The sequence below is a fragment of the Cryobacterium adonitolivorans genome, assembly GCF_004402695.1.
In the GTDB taxonomy this organism is placed as follows: domain Bacteria; phylum Actinomycetota; class Actinomycetes; order Actinomycetales; family Microbacteriaceae; genus Cryobacterium; species Cryobacterium adonitolivorans.
The window spans coordinates 1-23,741 of record NZ_SOFL01000036.1 but is presented as its reverse complement, the minus strand read 5'-3'; the positions used below and the strand labels follow the sequence as shown (position 1 = coordinate 23,741).

26 protein-coding genes and 1 pseudogene are annotated in these 23,741 nt (G+C 61.9%); 18 read left to right on the top strand and 9 right to left on the bottom strand.

The features are described 5' to 3' along the window. Position 1: 1 nt before the first annotated feature. From E3O42_RS10920 to E3O42_RS10890, 7 genes are all read left to right on the top strand, one after another. Positions 2–1,159 (top strand): sensor histidine kinase, encoded by a 1,158-nt coding sequence (locus tag E3O42_RS10920; protein ID WP_166787968.1) that lies wholly within the window; start codon positions 2–4, stop codon positions 1,157–1,159. Between the two features lie 711 nt (positions 1,160–1,870). Continuing rightward, positions 1,871–2,608 carry an ABC transporter ATP-binding protein gene (locus E3O42_RS10915; protein ID WP_134453975.1) on the top strand — a complete coding sequence of 246 codons (738 nt, stop codon included), beginning with the start codon at positions 1,871–1,873 and terminating at the stop codon, positions 2,606–2,608. Further along, positions 2,605–3,504, top strand: coding sequence for an ABC transporter permease (locus E3O42_RS10910; RefSeq protein ID WP_134453974.1), 900 nt, complete (start codon positions 2,605–2,607; stop codon positions 3,502–3,504). Before E3O42_RS10915 ends, E3O42_RS10910 begins: the two co-directional genes overlap by 4 nt. Continuing rightward, positions 3,497–4,468: an ABC transporter permease gene (locus tag E3O42_RS10905; RefSeq protein ID WP_134453973.1), complete on the top strand. Its 972-nt coding sequence runs from the start codon at positions 3,497–3,499 to the stop codon at positions 4,466–4,468. The genes E3O42_RS10910 and E3O42_RS10905 overlap by 8 nt, the downstream gene beginning before the upstream one ends. A gap of 143 nt (positions 4,469–4,611) precedes the next feature. Next, positions 4,612–5,040: a hypothetical protein gene (locus tag E3O42_RS10900; protein WP_241984772.1), complete on the top strand. Its 429-nt coding sequence runs from the start codon at positions 4,612–4,614 to the stop codon at positions 5,038–5,040. A gap of 21 nt (positions 5,041–5,061) precedes the next feature. Beyond that, positions 5,062–5,742, top strand: a complete 681-nt coding sequence (locus E3O42_RS10895) for a response regulator transcription factor (protein ID WP_134453971.1) — start codon at positions 5,062–5,064, stop codon at positions 5,740–5,742. After that, positions 5,739–6,683: a sensor histidine kinase gene (locus E3O42_RS10890; RefSeq protein WP_134453970.1), complete on the top strand. Its 945-nt coding sequence runs from the start codon at positions 5,739–5,741 to the stop codon at positions 6,681–6,683. Before E3O42_RS10895 ends, E3O42_RS10890 begins: the two co-directional genes overlap by 4 nt. Positions 6,684–6,851: 168 nt before the next feature. Here E3O42_RS10890 and E3O42_RS10885 read toward each other — a convergent pair whose 3' ends face one another. Continuing rightward, positions 6,852–8,288 carry a glycosyltransferase family 39 protein gene (locus tag E3O42_RS10885; RefSeq protein ID WP_206751226.1) on the bottom strand — a complete coding sequence of 479 codons (1,437 nt, stop codon included), beginning with the start codon at positions 8,286–8,288 and terminating at the stop codon, positions 6,852–6,854. A 257-nt stretch (positions 8,289–8,545) separates the two neighbouring features. Between E3O42_RS10885 and E3O42_RS18535 the strand changes: the two genes are divergently transcribed. Together E3O42_RS18535 and E3O42_RS18530 are read left to right on the top strand one after the other, a co-directional pair. Further along, positions 8,546–9,217 (top strand): polyprenol monophosphomannose synthase, encoded by a 672-nt coding sequence (locus E3O42_RS18535; protein WP_241984771.1) that lies wholly within the window; start codon positions 8,546–8,548, stop codon positions 9,215–9,217. A gap of 42 nt (positions 9,218–9,259) precedes the next feature. Beyond that, a complete protein-coding gene (locus E3O42_RS18530) occupies positions 9,260–9,676 on the top strand; it encodes a GtrA family protein (protein ID WP_241984770.1) in 417 nt (138 codons plus the stop codon). Positions 9,677–9,682: 6 nt separating this feature from the next. Here the strand turns inward: E3O42_RS18530 and E3O42_RS10875 are convergent. Both E3O42_RS10875 and E3O42_RS10870 read right to left on the bottom strand, forming a co-directional pair. Then, positions 9,683–10,536: pseudogene (locus E3O42_RS10875) on the bottom strand (undecaprenyl-diphosphate phosphatase). A 33-nt stretch (positions 10,537–10,569) separates the two neighbouring features. After that, entirely contained in the window at positions 10,570–11,367 is a 798-nt protein-coding gene (locus E3O42_RS10870; protein WP_134453968.1) for a COG4705 family protein, read from the bottom strand. Between the two features lie 203 nt (positions 11,368–11,570). On the opposite strand from E3O42_RS10870, the gene E3O42_RS10865 reads away from it, so the two are divergent. Continuing rightward, positions 11,571–12,221 (top strand): DedA family protein, encoded by a 651-nt coding sequence (locus E3O42_RS10865; RefSeq protein ID WP_134453967.1) that lies wholly within the window; start codon positions 11,571–11,573, stop codon positions 12,219–12,221. A 27-nt stretch (positions 12,222–12,248) separates the two neighbouring features. Here E3O42_RS10865 and E3O42_RS10860 read toward each other — a convergent pair whose 3' ends face one another. From E3O42_RS10860 to E3O42_RS10850, 3 genes are read right to left on the bottom strand one after another with little or no spacing between them, the layout of a single operon-like run. Then, positions 12,249–13,262 carry a sensor histidine kinase gene (locus tag E3O42_RS10860; RefSeq protein WP_134453966.1) on the bottom strand — a complete coding sequence of 338 codons (1,014 nt, stop codon included), beginning with the start codon at positions 13,260–13,262 and terminating at the stop codon, positions 12,249–12,251. Continuing rightward, positions 13,259–13,933 (bottom strand): response regulator transcription factor, encoded by a 675-nt coding sequence (locus tag E3O42_RS10855; RefSeq protein WP_134453965.1) that lies wholly within the window; start codon positions 13,931–13,933, stop codon positions 13,259–13,261. Before E3O42_RS10855 ends, E3O42_RS10860 begins: the two co-directional genes overlap by 4 nt. After that, positions 13,923–14,636: a phosphatase PAP2 family protein gene (locus tag E3O42_RS10850; protein ID WP_134453964.1), complete on the bottom strand. Its 714-nt coding sequence runs from the start codon at positions 14,634–14,636 to the stop codon at positions 13,923–13,925. The genes E3O42_RS10855 and E3O42_RS10850 overlap by 11 nt, the downstream gene beginning before the upstream one ends. Before the next feature lie 236 nt (positions 14,637–14,872). On the opposite strand from E3O42_RS10850, the gene E3O42_RS10845 reads away from it, so the two are divergent. The 5 genes from E3O42_RS10845 (at position 14,873) to E3O42_RS10825 (ending at position 19,622) form a co-directional block, all read left to right on the top strand. Further along, positions 14,873–15,160: a hypothetical protein gene (locus E3O42_RS10845; RefSeq protein WP_134453963.1), complete on the top strand. Its 288-nt coding sequence runs from the start codon at positions 14,873–14,875 to the stop codon at positions 15,158–15,160. A gap of 424 nt (positions 15,161–15,584) precedes the next feature. Continuing rightward, complete coding sequence (locus tag E3O42_RS10840) at positions 15,585–15,974, top strand: ArsR/SmtB family transcription factor (protein WP_134453962.1); 390 nt, start codon at positions 15,585–15,587, stop codon at positions 15,972–15,974. Further along, the gene (locus tag E3O42_RS10835) at positions 15,967–17,217 is read left to right on the top strand and encodes an MFS transporter (protein WP_134453961.1); all 1,251 of its coding nucleotides are present in this window, start codon (positions 15,967–15,969) and stop codon (positions 17,215–17,217) included. The genes E3O42_RS10840 and E3O42_RS10835 overlap by 8 nt, the downstream gene beginning before the upstream one ends. Before the next feature lie 66 nt (positions 17,218–17,283). Continuing rightward, positions 17,284–17,670 carry an ArsR/SmtB family transcription factor gene (locus E3O42_RS10830; RefSeq protein WP_134453960.1) on the top strand — a complete coding sequence of 129 codons (387 nt, stop codon included), beginning with the start codon at positions 17,284–17,286 and terminating at the stop codon, positions 17,668–17,670. Continuing rightward, positions 17,667–19,622, top strand: coding sequence for a heavy metal translocating P-type ATPase (locus E3O42_RS10825; RefSeq protein WP_134453959.1), 1,956 nt, complete (start codon positions 17,667–17,669; stop codon positions 19,620–19,622). The genes E3O42_RS10830 and E3O42_RS10825 overlap by 4 nt, the downstream gene beginning before the upstream one ends. A 160-nt stretch (positions 19,623–19,782) precedes the next feature. On the opposite strand, the gene E3O42_RS10820 is transcribed toward E3O42_RS10825, so the two are convergent. The 3 genes from E3O42_RS10820 to E3O42_RS10810 form a co-directional block, all read right to left on the bottom strand. After that, positions 19,783–20,070, bottom strand: a complete 288-nt coding sequence (locus E3O42_RS10820; protein WP_134453958.1) for a YncE family protein — start codon at positions 20,068–20,070, stop codon at positions 19,783–19,785. A gap of 70 nt (positions 20,071–20,140) precedes the next feature. Then, on the bottom strand, positions 20,141–20,665 hold the full coding sequence (locus E3O42_RS10815; RefSeq protein WP_134453957.1) for a YncE family protein: 525 nt from the start codon (positions 20,663–20,665) through the stop codon (positions 20,141–20,143). 240 nt (positions 20,666–20,905) lie between these two features. Next, positions 20,906–21,163, bottom strand: coding sequence for an SHOCT domain-containing protein (locus E3O42_RS10810; protein ID WP_134453956.1), 258 nt, complete (start codon positions 21,161–21,163; stop codon positions 20,906–20,908). A 648-nt stretch (positions 21,164–21,811) separates the two neighbouring features. Here E3O42_RS10810 and E3O42_RS10805 point away from each other — a divergent pair. From E3O42_RS10805 to E3O42_RS10795, 3 genes are all read left to right on the top strand, one after another. After that, positions 21,812–22,447 (top strand): DUF3105 domain-containing protein, encoded by a 636-nt coding sequence (locus tag E3O42_RS10805; RefSeq protein ID WP_134453955.1) that lies wholly within the window; start codon positions 21,812–21,814, stop codon positions 22,445–22,447. A 273-nt stretch (positions 22,448–22,720) separates the two neighbouring features. After that, positions 22,721–22,984, top strand: a complete 264-nt coding sequence (locus E3O42_RS10800) for a hypothetical protein (protein WP_134453954.1) — start codon at positions 22,721–22,723, stop codon at positions 22,982–22,984. A gap of 66 nt (positions 22,985–23,050) precedes the next feature. Further along, positions 23,051–23,741: cytochrome c biogenesis CcdA family protein (locus tag E3O42_RS10795; protein ID WP_134453953.1), on the top strand; the 691-nt coding region annotated here is incomplete at its 3' end.

The following is a 23,741-nucleotide window of genomic DNA, read 5'->3' as shown; positions in this document are numbered from 1 at the left end:
GATGCTCGCGATGCTGCTGATCGTGGGCGGGATGGTGTTCGCGTTGGTGAGCGCTAGCGTGGCCGAGTCCGCAGGGCAGACACTGGCCACCGCGGCGGGGCTGGACTCCCCGCAAGACGCCCCGGAAGGCACCTATGTGTCGATCGTGGACGGCACCCGGATGATGTCGTCGCCCAGCCTGCCGTCTGGCCTGCTCGACGCCGAGGCGATCGAGAGCGTGAGCGCGGGGGGCGCCGACGAGCGCAGCCGTCGAGCGATCGACGGCCAGCACTACCTGATGCTCACGACGACCCAGACCGGTCGGGGAGGCGACGCCCGCGTGGTGCAAGTGGCCGTCAACCAACACGAAAACGACGAAGAACTCAACCGGTTGCGCGCCGCCCTGCTGGTCGCAGGGATTGTGGCCCTTGCCGTGTCCGCGATCGCGGCTTACTGGATGGCCCGCCGGGCGATTCGTCCACTCGCCGACGCACTCGCGTTGCAGCGCCGGTTCGTCGCCGATGCCAGTCACGAACTCCGCACCCCGCTCACCCTGCTGACCACCCGGGCCCAGCTGCTCCGACGCCGCGACCAAACCGGTGTGCCCGCGGATGTGACCGATGCTGTCGATGAGATCGTGAGCGACTCCCGGGCGCTCACGGGGATCCTCGATGACCTCCTGATCGCCGCAGACCCGAGAAGCGTCGCCGAACCGATACCGGTCGACTTGGCTGCCACGGCCGACCGGGCAATTGCCCTGCTGCAGGACGAGGCCTCTGCCCACAGCGTCACCCTGCGGCGCGACGGCTCCAGCAAGCCTGTAATCGTCTCAGGGTCCCAGGCCGCCCTGCTCAGACTGGTCGTCGCGCTGACGACGAACGCAATCGATCACGCCAGCGCGGCAGTCATCGTTACCATCACCCAGGACAATCGCCAGGCCATCGCGCGGGTCACAGACGACGGCGCCGGCTTCGCACCCGACATTGTCGAGAACGCGTTCGACCGGTTCGCAAGTAGCCGGAGCACCCGAGGGGAAAGGACGAAGAATTCACGGCATTATGGCCTGGGCCTCTCGATTGTCGCCGAGATCACTCGCCGGCACCAAGGAAACGTCACGATCGACTCGTCAGCGGGCAGCGGCGCAGCAGTCATCGTTCGCATCCCGCTAAGGCTCGGCTGAAGCCCGCCGCCACGTCTTGAATACGGGCGCATCCGGGGGCGCTATGTCAGTCGGACACTGTTGCGACCGGGCCGGAGCGTAGCGTGTAGTGCCGCGAGCCCGTTTGGCTCCGCATTGCGCCGATGCCCGGAGAAAGGCACGCGGCTCACTGACCTTCCCACGGTGGCTTCTCACGTTGACGAGGCAATAATGAGAAGCCGAAAAGCACGCCGCTGATGTGGACACAACCTTTGCCGAGGTAATGCCGTGTCTCCAGCTGCCGAATTTGTCTGCATACACGCTGGACGGTCGGGTCGGGGGCGAGGCGGTTGGTGGCCCGCCCCACGTCGGGACCGAGGCGGAGGGCGTCGAACAGTTTGATTTTCTCTGCCTGCCCGCGTGAGGTTTAGATGAGTACCCGGATGAGTGTGAGCCACAGTAGGACGAGTCCGCCGAGGACGCTGTTAAGCACCGGCCATCATTCCATATACGAGGCGAGCGTTGAAGCCCGAACCTGATACGCAGTGCAGAGGGTGTCTTCCATGTTCGCTTTGACCACCATTCGTCTTGCCCTGGGGGATTCTTTCGCACGTGACTGAAAGCCCTCGAGGCGGGGTGCCGGCGGGAGGTGCTCCAGCTGAGAAGTGGTTCTGGCCACAGGTGGTGAGGCCCGGCGGCCGCAAATAGGTGCTCTCATCGTGGTCTCACGATGGCCTGAATACGGTCGGTAGCATGACAAAATCAGCAATCGCGACCGACAATCTGTCGAAGTCGTACGGTTCAGGGGTAGCGCTTGATGCGTTGTCCTTAGCGGTCGGGATCGGCGAGGTATTCGGGCTGCTCGGCCACAACGGTGCCGGCAAAACAACCACCGTGAATGTTTTGACCACTCTGCTCGAGCCGACTCGGGGAAACGCGGAAGTGGCTGGTCACAGCGTGACCGCTGACGCCATGGGCGTGCGGGCGGCGATTGGATATCTACCGGAGAACGTCCAGTTCTACGACAATCTCACCCTGATGGAGAACCTGAGGTTCTTCGCCCGGTTGTCGGGCTTGCGGCGTCCGGACCAGCGCATCCATGATGTGTTGCGGATCCTTGATTTCGAAGGACATGATCGGCAGCGGGTGGGGACGTTTAGCAAGGGCATGCGTCAGCGTGTCGGGATCGCTCAGGCGATCCTCCACTCGCCGTCGGTGCTGTTTCTCGACGAGCCAACATCGGGGCTGGATCCAGAAGGGGTTCGCACCTTACGCGAGACGATTGTGCGATTGAACGCCGAGTTCGGCATGACGATCTTCATGAACACGCACCTTCTCTCTGAGGTGACTAAGACGTGCACGAGCATCGGAATCCTTCGAAATGGAAAGCTCGTGCACCAGGACACGCTGGCCAGAACCCTCGCGGACTTCCCTGGCGAGGAATCGCTGGAGGAGATCTACTTTCGGTTGGAGTCGGGGCACGTATCGTGAACACATTCCTGGTCAGCGCTGGACACGAGATGCTCACCACCCGTCGTGCCCGCACCGCACATCTGCTGCTCTTCGTATTCATTGGGATGATCATCGCGTCGTCCATCATCGGGTGGGTTACCAACCGAACTGTCACCGGCGTTTACGAAAAAGTCGTTGCAGACGGTTTGACAACCGCGCCAAACCCGTTCGCCGGGGTGACTCCGCTGTACTACCTGCGCAACGCCGTCATTTACGTGGTGTTGATTGGTTCTCTGATGGCCATCGTTCTGGGAGTCCAGGCGACTCTGCGGGATCGCAAAGCAGCGACTACTGACCTTGTCCTCAGCCGGCCCGTGGGATCTGTCAGCCGACTTCTTGGACAGCTGGCCGGGCTTGGGGTGGTGCTCGCAGCATCGATTGGGATCAGCTTTTTCGTCAGCTGGGTGATCATCAGCGTCATCAATGGAGCGCCACTGGGCTGGGCTGATACCGGGCGTGTGATTGGCTTTGCCCTGCTGTCCTGGGTTTTACTCACGACGTTCGCGTTATTGGGAATGCTCACCGGCCTCAGAAGCAAGCAGGAAACAACCGCGCTTCTGGTGCCGTTCGTGATTTGGAGCGCAGTCGCCTTCGTACTCCCACAAATCGGCACGGCGGCGCGACCGGTTTCGCTGCTCAACCCTGTCCCAGCTGTGAGTTCAACGGGTGGCTACTTCGACATTGTGTCCATGGTCACCGGTCCTGTATCGATGACGGAGCAGTTCAAGACCGCATCCAGCATCATCCTGCAGGACACCGCCGTGACAGGGAACGCTGCCTTCAGCATTCTCATCCTTGTAGGAGTCCTGGCCGTAATGATGGTCATCGTCGCGGCAACCCCGCGCAGCCGAATGAGGAGTGGTCTCAATGAGTAGCACATGGGTGATCGCGCAAAAAGAACTTCTCGACCTGCGCCGCGACCGACTTTTTGCGGTGCTCATCGCCTTTCTTGCGGTGGCGACCCTAATCTCGGTGGGCGTAGCGGCGGCAAGCTTCCGCACCCAACTGGACGCCTATAACCTGTATGTGCAGCAGTTGGCTGCAAGCGGCAGCACGACCGTACCGGCGGCCCCTCAACTCTTTCCGCTGCAGTTGCTGCGCGGCGGCGTCGAGTACCTGGAAATCCTCGGGGCATTGTTCGCCATTGTTCTGGGATACGGAACTGTGGCCAAGGAGAAGTACCGGGGCACCCTTCAGCTTTTGTTGAGCCGGCCAGTGGGTCGTTTTGCGATTCCCGCAGGCAAGGTGCTGGGCCTTGCGGTTGTCTGGTTCATTGTCGTCGCACTGCTGACGGTGACGACCACGGTTGCCATCCTGGTGATCGGAAATGCGCCGCTGCAGGGGATCGATATCGCACGCATCCTCATTGCCGCTGTGGTGGCCTGGCTGTATTTGTTGTTCTGGAGCGCGCTGGCGATCGGCATCACTGCACTGTCACACAGACTCAGCACCGGCCTCATCGTGGCCATTGTGGTGTGGCTGGTGTTCGTGCTGATCATTCCCCAGATCGGCGACACCATGGACCCCGACAATCAGGTCCCCGGTGGGTTGTTCGCCACGCTTCAAATCCAAAAGCCCGACGAGTTGAAAGTGCTCGCGAACTTCGCCGTTTTCGACAGCATCCGCAATGGGCTGGAGGTCTCATCGATAACTAAGCACTTCGAGCGGCTCTCCTTCGCTTTCCTGGGCATCAAGGACAAATACAACCAGCAGCCCCTGGGACTGGTGTGGGCTGACATGTGGGGCTACGCCATCACACTCGCGGCGGCGATCCTCGCCTCCGTGACATTCGCCGTCGGGTTTACCACCCGACGCAATCTGCAAAGGAAAATCTCATGAAACGACCCCTGCTCATTCCCGTTGCCCTGGTGGCGTCCCTATCAGTCCTCGGGCTGGCCGGCTGCCAATCAGCTACCTCTGCTCCGACTCCGGCCAGCTCCCTAGCGGCTGGCTCAGGAGCATCAACGGCCACAGTGCTGCCCGTGAACTCGAACCCGATTGTCAACGCGAGCACCGCTCCGGGATTGACGATCCTGTCCGCGGCCGCGGAAGACAACGTGGATCCCGCAACCAAGACGGCGATCGACGACCGACTTCAAGTGACCGTGCGTAACGACTCGACCAGTGAGCTGTCATCTTTTGAGACCTATTACGTTATGACAGACGTGACGACTGGTCAAAGCGAGGCCTACTATCAGGCGTTGACTGGGTTCACTCTCGCTCCGGGGGCGACGAGTACGCTGTCGTTTGACGGAGAAGCTGGTCCTGGTCACTTCCCGGAAAACACGTTTAGCATCTACCGAAGTTCCAAGAATCAGGTGGACTTCACCATTGAAGTAAGCGCTGCCGGGGTTCAGGTGGCCAACGCCACAGCGACCAAGGGGTCTGGAGCAGGAGATGCGGCAGATTAGCCTGGCCGGCGAGGACCTTTTATGAAACTACTTGTGGTGGAGGACGACGTCCGGATCGCGGACGTCGTCCGACGTACGCTCCAAGAGGGTGGGTACGCCGTGGATGTCGTCCACACAGCCCCGGCGGGTGTTGAGGCGTTCGAAATTGAGACGTACGATCTCGTCGTCCTTGACCTGATGCTGCCCGGTCTTCCGCGCGGTGGGATGGACGTATGCGCCCGCATTCGCGACCTCAACCAAGACATCCCGATACTCATGTTGACCGCACTGGATTCGACACGAAGAAGAGTGGAAGGACTAGATGCCGGGGCAGACGATTACCTCGTTAAACCCTTCCACCTTGTTGAGCTCTTAGCTCGTGTTCGGGCACTGCTGCGGCGGGCGCCCCGCGCCCAAGCGCCCATTTTGCGAGCACAAGGAGTCGCGCTCGACCCCGCAACACGCACAGCAACCAGAAACGGGCGAACCATTGTGTTGACCGCCAAGGAGTTTGCCGTTCTGGAATATCTCATGCGGAACGCAGGTCAGATCATCAGCTCGTCCGAACTGATCACGCACGCCTGGGACAGCAACTACGACGGCTATAGCAACGTTGTGCAGACATACATCCGTTACCTCAGACAGAAACTGACCTTGTCAGGTGAGGTCGAAATTATTGAAACCCGCCGCGGGGCCGGCTACGTGATCGCAGCAGACACATGATTTTCCGCCGCGCGCTGATCCGGTTGACCCTCACTTATACCCTCGTACAGCTGATCTTGTTCGGCGTTTTCGCACTGGGCATCTACTCGTTCGTCACCGGAGCATTCGACTTCGATGCTGCCGAACTGGACGGCCAGTCATCACTGAACGTCGCCGAACAAGGCTTCGATAACCTGCGCATGGGGCTCACCACCGGATACGCGATTCTCGTCATCCTCCTGCCCATTTCGAGCTACCTCATGGCCCGGGGTGCGCTGGCCCCCATCCGGCGCAGCTACGAGCTTCAACAGAGGTTCGTCGACGGGGCATCACACGAGTTTCGCAGCCCGCTGAGCGTTATCCAGGGTGAACTCGAACTTGCCCTCTCGCGATCGCGAACTCCGGCTCAGTATCAAGCAGCAATGTCGACAGCGCTGGAAGCCGCCGAAGGCCTCACCAGATTGACCAACGACCTGCTCCTGCTGACCCGGGAGAGCGCCGAAGAACTTGAAGTGACCTTCCAGCCCGTATCGCTCAACGAAATAGCTCACAGTGTTGTCCAGAACCACAAGGCATCTGGCGCCAGAATCACCGCGAGCGATACGCGCACTGTGCTTGTCAATGGATCAGCGGAACTGCTCACTCGCGCGCTGACCAATCTCGTCGACAATGCAGTCAAATTCACAAATGAATCCGGAAGCATTCAGATCGTTGTCTCCGCGGCCGGGAAGTTCGCCCAAATCCTGGTCAGGGACAACGGCGTGGGTATGACCCCAACAGAATCCGCCCACGCCTTCGATCGCTTTTGGCGCGCACAGGACGCCAGAAACACACCCGGTTTCGGACTAGGCCTCCCGCTAGTGAAACAAATCATTTCCGCGCACCATGGAAAGGTGACCCTCGTCTCAGAACCCCGGTCCGGAACAACCGTCACACTGACCGTGCCTGAGTGGCAGCCGTGAACCGAGCCCATGTACCCGACGCTCCACGGCTCACCCGATGGTTAACTGCGCAAAGCGGATGCGGGGCCACCAGCTCGAAGCAGCTGAACTGGGCTATCGGCGCTCATCGACCTCGCCTAACCATATTGCCGAGCTCTATCCTGGTTCGTGAACGTGCTGTCAAGGAGGTCACCGCGTCGCGATAATTCGACGGTCAACATACTCGAAAATGACACTGCGGTGGGTGTAATGGCGGTGAACTGCGGTGTATCCCAACGCCGCAAGGGTCGCCTGGCCATAGGTGTCGGGTGTGCCGCCGTTGGAGCGCTCAATCAGCCACAGACGGTGTACTCCGTCGAACCGACCGAGCGTCGCCGCATCTGACAGGGAGTATGCCAAGTCATGCCAGCTGGTGCCTTCCTGGTAGGGGACCTGGAGGGTGACATCGTTGAGCCCGACAAAAGCGGTTGGGTACAGGTGAAGCGCAAGCCTAGGCCTTCGAGATGGGCGCACCGACTCGTCGAAGGCGATTGCGTCTCCGGGTACGGCGTGCGCGGCGATGATCGCGCTGGTCTGGGCGAAGTCGCTGTTGTTCTTCGCGATCGGCTGCCGCTGCGCGAGCCAGGCCGGGGTGGCACACAGCACGATCACTAGTAGGCCTGCGGCCATGGCCCGCGGGCGACGCTGGGTCACCCAATCCAAACCGATCGCCATCAGCAGCGATGCGGCGGGGGCGCAGTACGAGAGGTACCTGGCCGTGTAGACGGGCACGAGCGATGACCCGCCGATGAGGAGCACGGCGGGAACCAGCAACCAGCTTGTTGCCAGAACACTGAGTTGGGACAAACGGACCGTCGCCAACGGCGCCTGAGGACCTCGCAACCGGATGGTCGTACCCGCGACCAACGCCAACACCAGGAGGGTCCAGGCCACCACGGCGAAGAGCGGTTGGCCGAACCACAGCGACACCAGAAGTTTATAGGGGGTAATTTCATTTCGATGCCCGAGGAACGTGACCTGGCCACGTTCGAGTACGGCCCAGACGAAGACCGGCAGGGTAGCGGCAACTGCGACCGTGACGGTTTTCACCCAGCCGATGAGACGCCGGCGAGGCACCTCAACGCTCAAAAGAATCAGCGCGTGCGCGATGATGATCAGCACGATATATATGAATACGTAGATGCCGACTGTGAGGAGGACGCCATAGGCGACCCACCAACGGCGAGCTGGCGTCTGCTGACCGAGGAGGGATAAGAGGACCACCGTGAGCCAGGCGACGATCGCTGCAGCGAAGGCCGAGGACCTCGTTTCCGAGCCCATGTAGGTGACCCGAGGAATCACCGCACAGATGACCCCGGCGGCGACCGCCACGCGCACGTTCCCCAAGCGCCGCGCAATGACCATCACCGCGGCGACAGTGATGCCAACGGCGAGGGCGCTGGGCAGGCGTACCGAGAACGGGGAGGCGCCGAAAACGGCAATCCACGCGTGCAGCCCCAGGTAGTAGGCGCCGTGCACAGCATCGACGGTTCCGAGCATAGCGACCAAGCTCGGAATGCTCCGGCTGGCGGACATGATGCTGGCCGCTTCATCGCCCCAGAGCGAAGGAATCCAGGAGCCGGCCAACGACACGAGCGTCGCGGCCAGGGCTATCACGGCCGCTGTCGAAGCGAATACCGTACGGTCCCGCCGCTCGGTGGCGCCCGCGTTACTCGGTGAGATCGCCATAGTGCAACTACAGCGCTCCAATCCTCAGAAGTATCTAAGAATGTTTGCTGGTGCGAGCTAGATTTCACCGGCAGGAGGGACTGTCTATCCTTAGCCGTTTCTTACAAAGGCCGGGCGAGAGTGGGATTACGAATGTCAATCGAACGGTGAGGGCCATGGACGTCACGATCATCATCCCCACTTTCAACGAGGCACCGAATATCGAAATCCTTGTTGACCGGATTGTCGCAGTGATGAACAGCGGGGGAGTAGAGGTTGTCTTTGTTGATGACTCGACTGATAACACCCCGGATATCATCCGTCAGGTGGCTGCTCGCTCGACGATCCCGGTGCGCATAATCCATCGGGACGATCCGGTCGGCGGGCTGTCCGGTGCAGTGCGCGAGGGTCTCTCGTCAAGCACCGGCACCTGGTGTGTGGTGATGGATGGCGACCTGCAACACCCGCCCGAACTTATCCCTGTGCTGCTGGCTAGCGGTGCGGAGCAGCAGGCCGACATCGTGGTCGCGTCCCGCCATCTTCACGGCGGATCGTCGACGGGTCTGGACAACCGGCTTCGCCGCTTCATATCCAACGGGAGCATTCTGCTCACCCGGGCGATGTTTCCCATCAAGCTCCGCAACGTCACCGATCCGATGACAGGGTTTTTCGCTTTACGGCGCGACTCCGTCGATCTTGCAGGCCTGCGCCCTCGCGGGTTCAAGATTCTCCTTGAGATCCTCGCCAGGGGCAGCCTGGTGATCGTCGAGGAGCCTTTCGTCTTCGGCAAGCGTGTGGCTGGCTCCTCGAAAGCCGACTTCCGGCAGGGTCTGCGTTTCGTCACCTAGCTGGGCGCGCTGCGATTCGGTCGTCTGTCCGGGTTCGCCGCCGTGGGGGCGATCGGCGCGGTCGTGAACGTGGCGATCATGGCCGGGCTTCAGGCCGTGGGAGTCTGGTACTTGACGGCTGCTCTGACCGCTGCGCTCGTCACCATCGTGGGCAACTTTGTGCTGCTCGAGCGTTTCGTGTTTCACGACTTGCGTGAGGGCAGCCGTTCCGTGTGGATTCGCTTCGCGCAGTCGTTCGTGTTCAACGGGAGCGAGACGGCTCTCCGAACGACCGCCCTCTGGTTTCTTGTCGAAGCCCTACCGGTGTCGAGTTTGCTGGTGCAAGCACTGCTGCTGGCCGTGGGCTTTGTGGTCCGCTTTGTCTATCACTCCCGCGTCGTCTACAGGCCTTTGCGCAGCACGGCACCTCACCCGTCTGTGTCCCTGATCGCGCTCGACGGCATGGCGCAGGAACGCTGAGCCGGGTTAGGGCGTCAGGGCACCCGTGGTGAGTGCGACGATGAGTCCCACTCCGAGGGCGATGCGGTAGATGACGAACGGTAGAAAGCTGCGGGTGGCCAGATACCGCATAAGGAGCGAGATCACTGCGAGGCCGACGACGAAGGCAACTCCGGTTGCCAGCGCCGTCTGAGCGCCGGTGAAGACCTCGGGTGTGCACGCTCCACTGACAGTGCCGCAGGACGTGCCCACGGTTTTGTAGAGCTCGTACAGGCCGCTGCCGAAAACGGCGGGAATGGCGAGAAGGAACGAGTAGCGAGCGGCGGCGGTCCGCTCGTAACCCATCAACAGGCCTGCGGTGATCGTGCCGCCGGACCGCGATACTCCAGGGATCAGTGCGAGGGCTGGGCGCCGCCGAAGATGGCGGCGTCGCCCACGGTGAGGTCGACGAGCCGGCGCCTCTTCGCTCCGATGGCGTCGGCAATGCCGAGCACGACTCCGAAGACGATCGAAGTGACGGCGACGATCCAGAGGGAGCGGAAGGTGGACTCGATCAGCGTCTGCAACGCCACACCGAGGATCACGATGGGGACAGAGCCCAGGATGATGAACCAGCCCAGGCGTGCATCCGGATCCGAACGCGGCACCCGCTTTGTCAGGGAGAGGAACCACCGGCTGATGATGCGTGCGATGTCGCGCCAGAAGTAGAGCAGTACGGCTGTCTCGGTACCGAGTTGGGTGATCGCGGTGAACGCGGCGCCTGGGTCCGCCCCCGTACCCAGCAGTGAGCCGACGATGCGGATGTGCGCACTGCTGGAGACCGGGATGAATTCGGTGAGTCCTTGGACGATGCCCAGGATGACGGCGATGACTGTGTCGATGATGTGCTCCGGTATCCGGCGGTGGGCGTCGGTTTAGACGGTTGCTGTGAGCTCGGCGTTGGCCCTACGCGATCGCACGGAGAGGGCTGTCACCAGGATGAGGATGACGGCGAGGAACAAAGCACTCGTTCCTGTCGTGCCCAGTCCGAGGCCACCGTCGGCGGTGGGCTGGGAGAGGAGGTCGCCGGTCGACGCCCCGAGGGGCCGGGTGAGGATGTACGCGACCCAGAACGCCAGGACAGCGTTGATGCGGAAGACAAAATACGCGACAGTCACGAGCGCAATCGCACCGGCGAAGACCAGCAGAGCGACGAAGAAACCTAAATTGAGGCTCTCGGCTACCAGGTCGCCGGCTGCGGTCCCGAGCGCGAAGGTGAAGAGCACGGCGAGCCAATAGAACGTCTCCCGCCGCGTGGTGAAGATCGAGTGGATGGAGAGGGTCTTCTCTGACAAGAACCACGCCGTAAAGGTCACGGCCAGGACCACGGCGAACACGGCTGTGGTGAGCCAGAGCGGCACACCGAGGCTGTCGGTGAGGTTGTCCGTGATCAAGGTGCCTACGACGCTGATAAGTACGACGGCGAGCCAGTAGACGGCAGGGATATAGCGGCGGAGCTTGAACTGGGCGACGAGGGCCGCGACGAGGAGCAGGGCCATGATGATCGAGGTGACGGTGAGTCCGAGACCCAGGTCGACGTTAAGAAAGTCCGCAGCGGTTTCGCCGACCGTGGTAGCCAGAACCTTGATTATCCAGAAGACGAGGGTGACTTCTGGCACTTTGTTGAGCATGTGGCGGGTGGATGACAGGGTGCTGGAATGCGCTGAGTTCATGGGGAACGCTCCTTCTGAATGGGACTATCAGTGCCCAGCGAAACGGCCCGGGTCTAAGACTTCTCACAGAAGGGCCGCTTTTGCCGAAGTTTTTTCAGGACCGCTGAAACGGTCCGGTGGGCAATGGTTCCGACGCCCCGGTTCGGCTGGGGGTTGCAGCATTTCTTGGCCGTTTCTTAGAAACGGGTTGTGAGAGTGAATGGATGATTCACTCGATGCTGCCGCTATCCGGTTTCCTTGACCCTCAAGTGCTCATCTCGGGTGCGGGCGCCTGGGGGCTCGTCGCTATTTGCGCCATCGTGTTTGCCGAGACCGGGCTCCTCATCGGATTCTTCCTCCCGGGGGACACCCTCCTCTTCTTTGCCGGGGTGCTCACTCTCAGCGGCGTCATCAGCCAGCCGTTATGGGTGGTCATTCCTGCGATTGTGCTGGCCGCCGCCCTCGGTGATCAGCTCGGCTACTTCATCGGTCGCCGAACCGGGCCACCTATTTTTGAGCGCCGAGAATCTGGGCTATTCAGCAGAAATAGCGTCCGGCGTACTCAAGCATTCTTTGATCGTTTCGGACCGGCTGCCGTCATGGTCGCCCGGTTCGTCCCCGTAGTTCGCACCTTCGCCCCAGTAGCTGCAGGGGTCGGCAAGATGCGCCGGGGGCTTTTCACACTTTTCAACGTCGTGGGCGCGACGGTATGGGCGACGGGCGTGGTCTTGCTGGGATACGCTCTGGCGCACATTCCCGGAGTATCCGAATTCGCTGCCCGCTACATCGACGTTGTGCTGATTGGAATCGTGGTGATTTCTATTGTCCCCGTGCTGATTCGCACCGTGATCACCCGTCGCCGACAGGTGGCGTAGGTTCTACCCGCATCGTTCAATCAGCGGCTACGCAGTGCGCGGTGACTGCTTTGCTCGGGGCACTGTGAACCGGATGGCGGTGCCCTCATCAGAACTGGCCAGAACGGTAACGCTTCCGCCATAGCGCACAGCGATTTCCCGCACCAGCGAGAGCCCGATACCGAAACCGGTTCGCGCGTCCCCGCCGCCGTCTAGGGCGTGCCCGGAATGCGCAAAACGATCAAAAACTCGAGCCGGATCGATGCCTTGAATGCCAGGGCCACTGTCACGGACTGTGACCGAAACTGTCTTCTTCGTCCCCGTCAGCTCCACCTGGACAATTGAGTGTGTAGGCGCGAAGCGCAGAGCGTTGTCGAGCAAGGCCACCACACACCTGACGATGCTGGCCGCTGGCACGTGCACGGACGCGGGGCCGCCGGCATCGAACTCTACACTGACCTGTTTCTCAACGGCGATCAGCGACATTGACCGCACGGCAGTGGCGACGGCCGCGTTCACGTCGACGACTTCGGCGTCGTGGGCTGCGGAATTGCCTACTTCCGCGGACTCGAGAAGATCATTCACGATGTTGATCAACTCTTTCGCATCGCTCCGCAGCTCGGCGACAGCGGGGGCTGACGGGTCATCAGCTGGTAGCGAACGTTGCAGGATCTGCAGCCGCGCATCCAGCACGGCCAACGGCGTGCGCAGTTCGTGACTGGCGTCGGCGACGAACGCGCGCTGAATACGCAACGCCTCGCCCAGAGGCTGGACTGCCCGCCGGGTGACCAACCAACTCATCACCCCAGCGAGGGCGATCAAGGCCACACCCAGCACGGCAGCTGCGCGTAGAAGCTCAACGGCGCTGAGCCGTAAATTATCGGGGTCAGGCACGGGTTCAAAGAGTTCAGCGGCTGGGATCTCCGAAAGGATGTACAAGAACACGGCGAGGATGACCACCGCAACGACGGCCGCGCAGGTGAGCGCGATTCGGGTGCCAACGAGCCGTGAGGCTCGTCGTACCGCGAGGGTGTCACTGTCGAGGATGGGGCGGTGTGTCACGGTTGTCCCAGTCGGTAGCCCTGTCCGCGCACGGTCAGGACAATGTCAATATCGGTTTTGCGTCGAAGGTAGTGCACGTAGGTGTCCACCGTGCCAGCGGTGTCGTCCGCGTTGAAGACCGTGCTCAGGATTTGCTGGCGGCTAAAGGTTCGGTGAGGCGCTTCGGCGAGTAGCTTGAGCAGGTCGTTTTCTTTGGTAGTGAGAAGGATACGGCCGTCGTACGGGGAGTAGATTGTGCGGCTGTCCGGGTAGTAAGCCCACCCGCCCACGACCAGGGTGCGACCCTCTCCCGTGAACACCCTGCGGATAGCACGCAACCGGGCGAAGAGCTCGTCGAACTCGAACGGTTTGACCAAGTAATCGTTCGCGCCGGCGTCAAGTCCATCTACCTTGTCTCTGGTGGTACCCAAGGCCGTGAGCAACAGGATCGGGGTGGTCACGAGCTTGCGTCGAAGCGCGTCCACAACGCTCAGTCCATCCAAGGACGGCAATCGCCGGTCAATGACCATGACCTCGAAATCACCGATCGCCCCGACGGCAAGGCCCTCCGCGCCATCGGCAATCAACGTGACCTCGTAGGTTTCTGTCAGCACCTGCTTGATCAGTGGGCCCAACTTTGCGTCGTCCTCGATCAAGAGCAGCCGAGCACGGTCCTTGCCTTCAGCGGTCATCTGAAGCTCCTCGAACGGCGTGCACGGCAGGTGCGCCAGGACGGCGTCTAGCCCAGTGTGTCATCAACAGCAGCCACATGACATTGATCAAAGTGACTGCGGCGACCGAGTAGACGATCGAAGCGGCAACATCGGTTGGGTAGTGCACCCCGAGATAGACACGCGAACCTGCAGTGGCGAGGACCACCATGATCGCCGCTGCGATGAGCGGCGCGCGCCACCGCCGGCCGCGGATGGTGAGAATCATGCCCACTAGAAGACAGGCGGCGAAACTGGTATGTCCACTGGGGAAACTCAGGCCGCCGGGCTCGAGAACCAGAATATGAGGGAGCGACGCAATATTCGGGCGGGGCCTGCCGACCAGTGCTTTGACCGCCTCGTTGCCCATCCAGGGGAGTGTCACGATCACAAAAAGCTGGAGGGCTGAAAAGGCTTTCCGTTCGAGCAAGAGGACCACGCCGCAGCCGAGCACCACGAGCGCGGGAGCAACAGCGGGGCCGAACAACCAATTAATGCCCATTGCGACGCTGTCAAGTTGCGGGGTATGAGCGAAATTCACCTGGCGAAGAAAATTCATCTCAGTGGCCGTCCACCCACCCTGCGCAGTCAGTACCAACCCTGCACCCACCACCACAAGGAGCACAGCCATGGCAAACAGAGCCACACGCACGAGCATGCTGCGCCGGTGAGTTTCGCTGATCATCCCCCCAGCGTGCCCTCCGCCGTCACAGAGATTTCTAAGAAACGGCCCCAACGAGGTCAAGGCCGCCCTTCCACCCACTGGCGGGACAGCCCAGGAGTTCTATGCGCCCTGGCAGGCCTGGAGGAAAGCATTGTCAGCGGCATGCTCACTCTCACGGTCATCTCATGCACCCCGACCTAACCTCGAAAAAGAACTCGTAGTTCGCGTGTTCTAACCAGACGAAAGGCGTTCCAACCATGGAGAAGAAAACCAAAATCGTCGGTGGCAGTGTTGCGATCATCGCTCTCGCTCTCGCTGGCGGGCTAAGCCTGACCGGCGCCGCACTCGCTACACCGAGCGCACCGACATCGACCCACTCAGTCGTGAGCGACGGCGACGGCGAAACCGCCGACGACGCAGGCACCGAAGTGGAAGACGGCACCAACGACGGCGAAACCGCCGACGATACGGGAACCGAGTCAACCACCGAAGACACCAGCGACGACATCAACGGAGTTGCAGTGGAAGACGGCACCCAAGACTGACAACACAAAACTGCGCGAGGTGATTCTGACCTCGCGCAGTTTGGCGCCCGGTTTTGCCAGCCCACCTGGTCCGACCGCGCGCTCCCACTCGGGACGCGTGCAGACCGGGGACTTCTACTCCACATAAAGGGAGCCCGGGGTCTAGCTGTTGTTCCCGCGCAGGCGGTGAGCGCGGCCCTGGGCTCGCAAAGGTAGGGCGGGGACCGACCCATCCATCCGAGAGGCTCGATGTGGGCGCACCGAGCAACCCAAAAGGATGCGACGGCGTGGTGCTGCTGAACAGCTCGGGTGGGGCACCAATGATCGCTCGTCGCCCTGGCGTCGACAAGGGTCGACCACGTCGCATGGCGTCTCCTTAGCTGCCAGGCATCTTCGTGATGGGGCCACTGACCCGCAGACCCGGATCGTGTGTAATAATCTGCGTATGAATGCAGATGCGAATGGTTCCGCAGCGGACCCCGACAGTGAATACGTCGAACTAGCCGTAGAGGTGTTCGCGATGCTCGCCGATGCCACGCGCCTTCGGATTATCCTGGCCCTTCGCGATCAGGAGCTCGCAGTCAACCAGCTCGCGGAAACAGTCAATAAGTCCCAGGCTGCAGTGTCGCAGCATCTCGCAAAGTTGCGTCTGGCCCACATCGTGACCACCCGCCGCGACGGCACCCGGGTGTTCTACCGACTCTCGAACGAGCACGCCCGCCAACTGGTTGCCGACGCCATTTTCCAGGCGCAACACGCCCTCGACGGAATGCCCGCCCACCACCGGGCGCCGCAGAGCGCCGCGACCGAGTTGGAGTGGAGCTCGCGTGCGTGAGGTGCTGCGGAATTCGGCTTACCGCAAGCTTTTCAGCGCTCAGGTCGTTGCGCTGGTGGGCACGGGGCTGCTCACTATCGCTTTGGGCCTGTTGGCGTTCGACCTGGCCGGCGGAGACGCCGGCGTTGTCTTGGGTATCGCATTGACGATCAAGATGCTCGCCTACGTCGGCGTTGCCCCGGTCGTGTCTGCATTGACCAGCCGCGTGCCGCGGAAGGTCCTGCTGGTGTCTTCGGACGTTCTCCGCGCCGGGGTCGCGCTCTCGCTGCCCTTCGTCACCGAGGCCTGGCAGATCTACGTATTGATCTTCATCCTGCAGGCCGCATCGGCCACCTTCACGCCCGCGTTCCAAGCGTTGATCCCGGAAGTCCTGCCCAAGGAGAGCGAGTACACCCGGGCGCTATCCCTGTCGCGCCTGGCGTACGATCTGGAATCGTTGCTCAGCCCAATACTCGCCGCCGCCCTACTCACCGTAATCAGCTACCACTCACTATTCGTGGGGACCGCGCTGGGCTTCGTGGGCTCCGCGGTGCTCGTGCTTTCGACCCGGCTTCCGCAACTGAAATCGTCCCCAGGCACCCCATTCTTGGAGCGTCTGACCCGGGGCGTACGAGTGTTTTGGGGTAGTCGGCCGTTGCGCGCGTTGCTGGCGATGAACTTGGTTGTCGCCGCGGCGACGGCCATGGTGATCGTCAACACCGTCATCCTCGTGCAGAACACACTGGGCCGCAGTCAAGTCGACTTCGCCCTGACCCTCGCTTGCTACGGCTTGGGGTCCATGCTCGTTGCCCTACTGCTGCCACCGGTCCTGGACCGCTACCCCGATCGCCGGGTGATGCTGACCGGGTGTGCGATCCTGCCGGTCGCACTGGTCCTCGTCGCGATTCTGGCGTCGACGCCGGATTCGCCTGCGTCCTGGCTAGGTGTGCTGGCTCTCTGGTTTGTTCTGGGCGCTGCGACTTCGCTAATCCTGACCCCATCGTCTCGGTTATTGCGACGCTACTCCGATGCGAACAACCGGCCCGCTGTGTTCGCGGCCCAGTTCTCGCTTTCCCATGCCTGCTTCATTCTCACCTACCCGCTGGCCGGGGTCCTGGGCGCGACGCTGGGCCTAGCCCCGACGGCACTGATCCTGGCGGCCATCGCGGTGGGTGCCGGAGCAGTCGCGATGCGGCAGTGGAAACCTGCGGAGCCGGTTCCGGGCGCCGAGACGCAGCCCGCACCGTCCACGACGGGGCGCTGACAGCCGCTCACGACCAGTGCGATGCAGGTTACAGCGATCGATTACTGAGTCTGCTACTATCTGCGTATGGATGCAGACAAGCGGATTTGTGGACGGTTGCCCGAGAGTGACTTCGTGGAGCTCGCAGTGGAGATCTTCACGATGCTGGCAGATGCCACGAGGGTGCGCCTGATCCTGGCGCTCAATGATGCCCTCGAGTTGTCGGTAAACAGCCTTGCCGAGATTGTCGATAAGACTCCGGCGTCAGTGTCTCAGCACCTGGCCAAGATGCGTCTTGCCCGAATTGTTTCCACCCGCCAGGAGGGGACCAAGGTGTTCTACCGCCTCGAGAACGAGCACGCCTCCCAGCTGGTTCGCGATGCGATCTTCCAAGCTGAGCACAGCCTGGGGGGCACCCCCCGCCACCACCACCTCGATCTCGCCACCACAGGCACGGAGACCGCCGGCGCATGACGAGCACCATCGCCCCAGCGCCCATCCGGACCGGTGGCCGCGTCCTCGCCAAGCCGCCGTCGATCCTCCGCACCGGCGCACGCCTGCCGGAAGTGCGCTGGGCGGGACTGGCGCTACTACTCTTCCTGGTCGCGTGGCCACTGCAGCTTGCGAGCGCTCCAGCACCGGTCTGGTGGACGATCTTCCTGGGTTGTTATCTCACGGGAGGCTGGGAGCCGGCCTGGGCGGGCATCACCGCGCTGCGAAACAAAGTACTCGATGTCGACTTACTGATGATCGTCGCGGCGATCGCCGCGGCATCGATCGGGCAAGTCTTCGATGGGGCGCTACTCATCGTCATCTTCGCGACCAGCGGTGCCATTGAAGCCCTCGTCACCCAGCGGACCGCTGACTCGGTGACCAGCCTTCTCTCCCTCGCCCCCGAACAGGCGACCCGGCTCACCCGGACTGCCACGGGCGACGCTCTGGACATCGTCGATACTGCGGCGCTCCGCGCGGGGGACCTCATCCTTGTCCGTCCGGGTGAGCGTATCGGCGGCGACGGTGTCGTCGTAGATGGGATTAGTGAAGTCGACCAAGCAGCGATGACCGGCGAATCTGTGCCCGTGCGACGAGGACCGGGGCAGGACGTGCTCTCCGGGACTGTCAACGGCACAGGAGCGATGACGGTGCGGATCACCAGCCCGGCGAGTGAGTCTGTCGTGGCCCGGATGGTGTCCTTGGTCGCGGAAGCCTCGGAGACCAAGTCGACGCGAGCACTATTCGTCGAGAAGGTGGAGCAGCGGTACTCGCTCGGCGTCGTGATCGCCACCGTCATCGTCTTCGCCCTGCCGCTTGTCCTCGGGGAGAACTTCCGAGATTCCCTTCTGCGCGCGATCACGTTCATGATCGTCGCCTCGCCCTGCGCCGTCGTACTGTCCACCATGCCGCCGCTGCTTGCGGCCATTGCCAACGCCGCCCGCCACGGAATTCTGATTAAGTCCGCCACGGTCATGGAGGCCATGGGGCGGACGCAGCTCGTTGCCTTCGACAAAACCGGAACCCTGACCGAAGGAGCACCGGTCGTCACCGGGGTCACCCCCGCCCCGGGAATGGAATCAACTGCGGTGCTCGATCTCGCGGCTGCGGTCGAGCAGCACAGCGAGCACTCGCTCGGCCGCGCTATCGTCCGCGCAGCCGGTACGGATGTAACTCCCGCAGAGAACTTCCGTGCGCTCCCTGGACACGGTGTCGAGGGAATCATCGCCGGTCAGCTGGTGCGCGTGGTCCAGGCGGGAGACGAGCACGCGGACGTGATCGGCACAGTCGTCGAGGTATTCGTCGACGGACACCTCCTCGGGACAATCACCCTAGAAGACGCACTCCGTCCCGACGCGGCGGCGGCCGTTGCTCACACCGCCTCGATCACCGCTCGTCCGGTGCACCTACTCACCGGCGACAACCGGCGCACCGCCGCGGACATCGCCCAGCGGACAGGCATAACCGAAGTGCACTCCCGACTGTTGCCTGAGGACAAAGCGGCCACCGTTCGCCGGCTCGAAAGCGACGGTATCCCGGTGCTCCTTGTCGGCGACGGAGTGAACGACGCGCCAGCTCTCGCGTCGGCGACCATCGGTGTTGCCATGGGACGCCACGGCTCCGACCTCGCCCTCGAAACAGCCGACGCTGTCGTCATCCGAGACGATCTCTCCACCATCCCCGGAGCCATCGAACTCTCCCGCAAAGCTCACCGATTCATCGTGGCCAACCTCGTCATCGCGGGCACTTTCATCGCCGTCCTCGTGACCTGGGACCTCATCTCCACCCTGCCTCTGCCATTGGCCGTGGCCGGCCACGAAGGCTCCACGGTCATCGTCGGCCTCAACGGGCTACGGCTCCTCCGCTCAAAAGCGTGGCCTGACTTGTCCAGGCCACGGGCCAAGAAGCTTTCTCCCACCGCAGTGACCAAGTAGCGCTGAACCACTCTTCAGCAATCCGGGTTCGAGTGGTGCAACGCAGGCCTGCCTTGGTGCGTTTCACAGAATAGTTCGGAGCGACATCTGGGTCCGCCTCTGGCAGGATCCGTCACGCACGACGGACTGAAGCATGCGCTGCCTGGCCTCGAGGACACCGTCAGGTGCAATCATCGACGCCCATGGCGAGATCGACGACCTTCAACGTTTTCAGGTCGAGCACCGAGACCGTGTCATCAAAGGTGTTGGTGATGTAGGCGTGTCGACTCGTCGGGTCGATGGTGACGCCATGCGCGCCGACGCCGGTCTCGACAGTGCGGACAAAATCGAAAGTCTTGGTGTCGATGATCAAAACCGTTCGGCCGGGATACTCTTCTGTGCCTTGATTGGCGACCAGAAGGTATTGACCAGCGGGGCTGACGAACGCTTGGATTGGGACCACGCCCACCGGAAGTGTGGAAACGCGTTTACGGGTGCTGGTGTCAATTTTTGCTACAGTGTTGTCGCCGTTTAGATGCTTACACGAAGTCTCCGTCGGGCGAGAACGCTAACTGTGCGGGCAATTTGCCCACCTCGATCTCGTCGATCTGGGTGTTGGTAGCGGTGTCGATGACGCCGAGCGTCGTTCCGTTGTTGTTGGCCACATAAATGGTTTTGCCGTCGGGGCTTGGCCTCAGTCCGTGAGGCCCGTCGCCGACCGGGATCGTGGCGATCGTCGTCATGGTGGCGATGTCGACGGCTGAGACGGTGTGGTCGGCATTGTTCGTTGTGTAGGGTCGGGTCTCGTCGGGTGTCACGATGACGTGGGCCGGCATCGCGCCGGTGGCGGACTCGCCGTTTGCGGCGTTCGTTTGTGAGTCGATCTCCACAGTTATCGACGTCTTGCCACTCGCCGCCCAGATAGATTGTGCACCCTGAGTGGCTCGAACGTTGTGAGGACTGTCGACACCCGTGTGGGTAGTCGCGACTGTGTTGGTGGAAGCGTCGATCGCGGTGAGGCTGTCGCCATCTTCGTTAGCGACCCAAATGGTGCGGGCGACCATGTCGTTGTGGGAGGCTGCCTTCGCGTTAGAATTTTCGGTGGTGGTTGCAACGATGGCAGTCGTGGCGACGACTGCAGCGACGCCGACTGTGACTGCACGGTTGTGAGGTGGCGCTTATTCAGGGGCCGATTCCTTTGGTTTGGTCACCGTGTAGCGGTGGGCCCTGCTCGGGCGCCGGACCGGCGATCCGCCCAGTGTTTCTTTGGGCTACAGGCTCGGATCGCCAACAGGCCCGCGCGTTTAGCGAACGTTGTCAATCGTGGAGCTCAGGTCTTCGTATGTCGCTGTGTCGATTTCACCTCTAGCCAGCCGGCGCTTCAGGATGTCGGCTGGAGTGTCGATCCTCGACTCAGGCGTCGCTGCGGTGGCGGATGCTTGTCGGGGCTGGGTGACCATTCCTACGACCATCCACACGATGGCGACGATCAGCGTCACCGAGAGCAGACCCATCAGGATCCAGCCGAACCCGCCCATACCGCCCGCATAATTTCCCATCATGGAATTTCCTTTCGTCTGCGCCAGTAGCGCTCCTACGTCGAGTCTTCTGCCCCCGAATATGGAACTGTCGAAGGAACTATGAAGTTTCCATGTGGTTCCTTCAATACTTGATCGTTTCTTTACTGAAACTCCATCGTTACCGATGCGCTCGCGCGCGATGGTGGAACGATGAGCACTCCATCGGCACGCACTGACGATGTCTCCATCGTCGGGTTAGCGCCGCCTGCAGCGAAGTCCCGGGCCCGACCTAGGACCATTGGGACGGTGGTCACTGGGGTCTTGGGAGGGGTCGCGGGCCTGGTGCCGTACGTCCGCCATCACATCGGCCCTCTGGTCGGTTCGGCACTCGTAGCGGGTAGCGGCGGAACCGTCCTTCTCGGTGTCCTTGGCTTTGTAGCCTCGGTGCCGATGCTCAGTTCGCTGCGCCGAAAACTCGCGAGCTAGTGGGCCCCTGGAATTGCCCTAGCTATCTTCACTGTGACGTTTTTCCTCTCCTCTTTCATCGTTGGCCCACTGATAAGCGGGCCAACGCTGCAACCCTCCACGGGATCCTCGCGAGTAGCGCACGACACCCATCACCCCTGAGCCAACCGCCTGGCACAGAAAACACCACAACCGACAGCACCCACAGAAATGAACTGATTAGAAATGCAATCGAAGAGCAAGCGAAAACTCGACCGGCAAGCGATCGTGGCCGAGGCCCGAGGGAAGATGAAGAAGGACGAGCGACGACGGAAGATATTGTTCCTCGGCTCAGGTGCCGTCCTGATCGCCGGCCTACTGGCGACCGTAGGGTTCGTCGTCTTCAGTGGTCCGCAGGCAGAGCCTGATGGCAACTCAGCGCTTGGGTCGACGATCGACGGAGTTGAGAGTTTTTCTGAGCTCAGCCGTGACCACGTCCTCAGCACTGTGGCCTTTCCGGAGTTGCCACCGGTCGGCGGGGACCATTCCGAGGACCTGACTAACTGTGGGGTTTACACGCAGCCGGTGGATACGTGGCGTGCCGTCCATTCCCTTGAGCACGGTGCCGTGTGGGTGACGTACCAATCTGACCTGCCTGCGCCTGAGCTTGAGGTCCTTACCTCTGACGCGGCAGTGAATTCGTATGAGATCTTGAGCCCGTATCCGGACCTGCCGGCACCGATCATCGCCACTGCGTGGGGTAAGCGGCTCCAGGTTGATAGTGCCGGTGACCCGCGACTGAGCGAATTCCTCGCGACCTACTTACAAGGCCCACAGACCCCCGAGCCCGGCGCACCCTGTTCTGGGGGAGTCCAAGGCTGAGAGCTCCCTCGGAGATGAGGAGCATTCTTTATCGTTTCTTCGTCAAACCTGCACCGGGAGGCGCGGGTAGAGGGGCCACAGTCATGTCAAGACATTCCGGTAGGAGGAAGTGATGGTCATGAGTGCGTGGCCGATTCTTGCCGGAATTTGTGTGGTGTTCGTCATTCTCGGTGTGTGGGCTATCGCTCAGATCTTCCCGGTGAATAGCCGAGGCCGCGACACGCCACCGAAAGACGCGCTCCACCAATCCGAACCCCAGAAAAGAGAAGGTCCATGAACGGGCACAACCACGGCGGCAAGTCTCATCTCATCGGCATGATCGTGATCGGTGTCGTCATCCTCGGCGGGCTGCTTGTGGCCGGCAGGTCGATTGGTGAGGCGCTTCCCATCGCAGCGGTTTTGGCGTGCCCCGTGATGATGATCGGGATGGTGTTCATGATGATGCGTAGCGGCAAAGCCAAGGGCAGCGACACCCCGAACGACTCCCACCTTCACGCCGCTACCGACGAAACCGCAAAGACCACGACCCAGGCTTGACCCTCGGGCGTCCGCCCCGTCCCCACGGCACGGCGGTGAGTCCGTGCATTTTTGAAGGAGCAATACATGGAGCAGGTCCTGCTCTCCACCACGATTCTCGCCTCGTTTTTAGGCGGTATCGTCGCCTTATTGGCCCCGTGTTGTGTGTCGGTGATGTTGCCGGCGTTCTTCGCGTCCAGCTTCCGCCGTCGCGGCCAGATTTTGGGCATGACACTGGTTTTCGCCGCTGGCGTGGGCACGATCATCCTGCCCATCGCGTTGGGTGCCGCTATCGTGAGCCGTGCCCTGGGGCAGTACCATTTCTGGATTTTCAGCGTGGTGGGAATTGCCATGGTCGTTGTGGGTGTCGCCACGTTGGTGGGGTGGAAGTTGATGCTCCCGATGCCATCGGGGAAGAGTTCGGGGTCAGGAATTGGCTCCGTGTACGGGTTGGGCGTGTTTTCTGGCGCGGCGAGTGCTTGTTGCGCACCGGTGCTGGCCGGAGTTGCCGCGATGTCTGGGGCGGCGTCGTCCATTTCTACCGCCGCGCTGGTGGGTGTCGCTTACGTGTTCGGCATGGTCGCGCCGCTCTGCGTTCTGGCGCTGGTGTGGGATCGGAAGGACTGGAGCAATAGCCGCCTGCTCACGGCGCGCACTGTCGCCCTGAGACCCGGCGGGCGACGGCTGCCGCTGTCGAGCCTGTTGTCCGGCGGCTTGATGCTCGGGATGGGCATAGTGACCATGATCATCGCGGTTCGAGGCATCGGCATGGCGCCCG

What these genes read in the sequence shown, in the direction of transcription:
- E3O42_RS10920 (WP_166787968.1), top strand. Translation starts at nt 2, where the DNA reads ATGCTCGCGATGCTGCTGATCGTGGGCGGGATGGTGTTCGCGTTGGTG.
- E3O42_RS10915 (WP_134453975.1), top strand. Translation starts at nt 1,871, where the DNA reads ATGACAAAATCAGCAATCGCGACCGACAATCTGTCGAAGTCGTACGGT.
- E3O42_RS10905 (WP_134453973.1), top strand. Translation starts at nt 3,497, where the DNA reads ATGAGTAGCACATGGGTGATCGCGCAAAAAGAACTTCTCGACCTGCGC.
- E3O42_RS10895 (WP_134453971.1), top strand. Translation starts at nt 5,062, where the DNA reads ATGAAACTACTTGTGGTGGAGGACGACGTCCGGATCGCGGACGTCGTC.
- E3O42_RS10890 (WP_134453970.1), top strand. Translation starts at nt 5,739, where the DNA reads ATGATTTTCCGCCGCGCGCTGATCCGGTTGACCCTCACTTATACCCTC.
- E3O42_RS18535 (WP_241984771.1), top strand. Translation starts at nt 8,546, where the DNA reads ATGGACGTCACGATCATCATCCCCACTTTCAACGAGGCACCGAATATC.
- E3O42_RS10870 (WP_134453968.1), bottom strand. Translation starts at nt 11,367, where the DNA reads ATGAACTCAGCGCATTCCAGCACCCTGTCATCCACCCGCCACATGCTC.
- E3O42_RS10865 (WP_134453967.1), top strand. Translation starts at nt 11,571, where the DNA reads ATGATTCACTCGATGCTGCCGCTATCCGGTTTCCTTGACCCTCAAGTG.
- E3O42_RS10855 (WP_134453965.1), bottom strand. Translation starts at nt 13,933, where the DNA reads ATGACCGCTGAAGGCAAGGACCGTGCTCGGCTGCTCTTGATCGAGGAC.
- E3O42_RS10850 (WP_134453964.1), bottom strand. Translation starts at nt 14,636, where the DNA reads ATGATCAGCGAAACTCACCGGCGCAGCATGCTCGTGCGTGTGGCTCTG.
- E3O42_RS10845 (WP_134453963.1), top strand. Translation starts at nt 14,873, where the DNA reads ATGGAGAAGAAAACCAAAATCGTCGGTGGCAGTGTTGCGATCATCGCT.
- E3O42_RS10840 (WP_134453962.1), top strand. Translation starts at nt 15,585, where the DNA reads ATGAATGCAGATGCGAATGGTTCCGCAGCGGACCCCGACAGTGAATAC.
- E3O42_RS10830 (WP_134453960.1), top strand. Translation starts at nt 17,284, where the DNA reads ATGGATGCAGACAAGCGGATTTGTGGACGGTTGCCCGAGAGTGACTTC.
- E3O42_RS10825 (WP_134453959.1), top strand. Translation starts at nt 17,667, where the DNA reads ATGACGAGCACCATCGCCCCAGCGCCCATCCGGACCGGTGGCCGCGTC.
- E3O42_RS10815 (WP_134453957.1), bottom strand. Translation starts at nt 20,665, where the DNA reads ATGGTCGCCCGCACCATTTGGGTCGCTAACGAAGATGGCGACAGCCTC.
- E3O42_RS10810 (WP_134453956.1), bottom strand. Translation starts at nt 21,163, where the DNA reads ATGATGGGAAATTATGCGGGCGGTATGGGCGGGTTCGGCTGGATCCTG.
- E3O42_RS10805 (WP_134453955.1), top strand. Translation starts at nt 21,812, where the DNA reads ATGCAATCGAAGAGCAAGCGAAAACTCGACCGGCAAGCGATCGTGGCC.
- E3O42_RS10800 (WP_134453954.1), top strand. Translation starts at nt 22,721, where the DNA reads ATGAACGGGCACAACCACGGCGGCAAGTCTCATCTCATCGGCATGATC.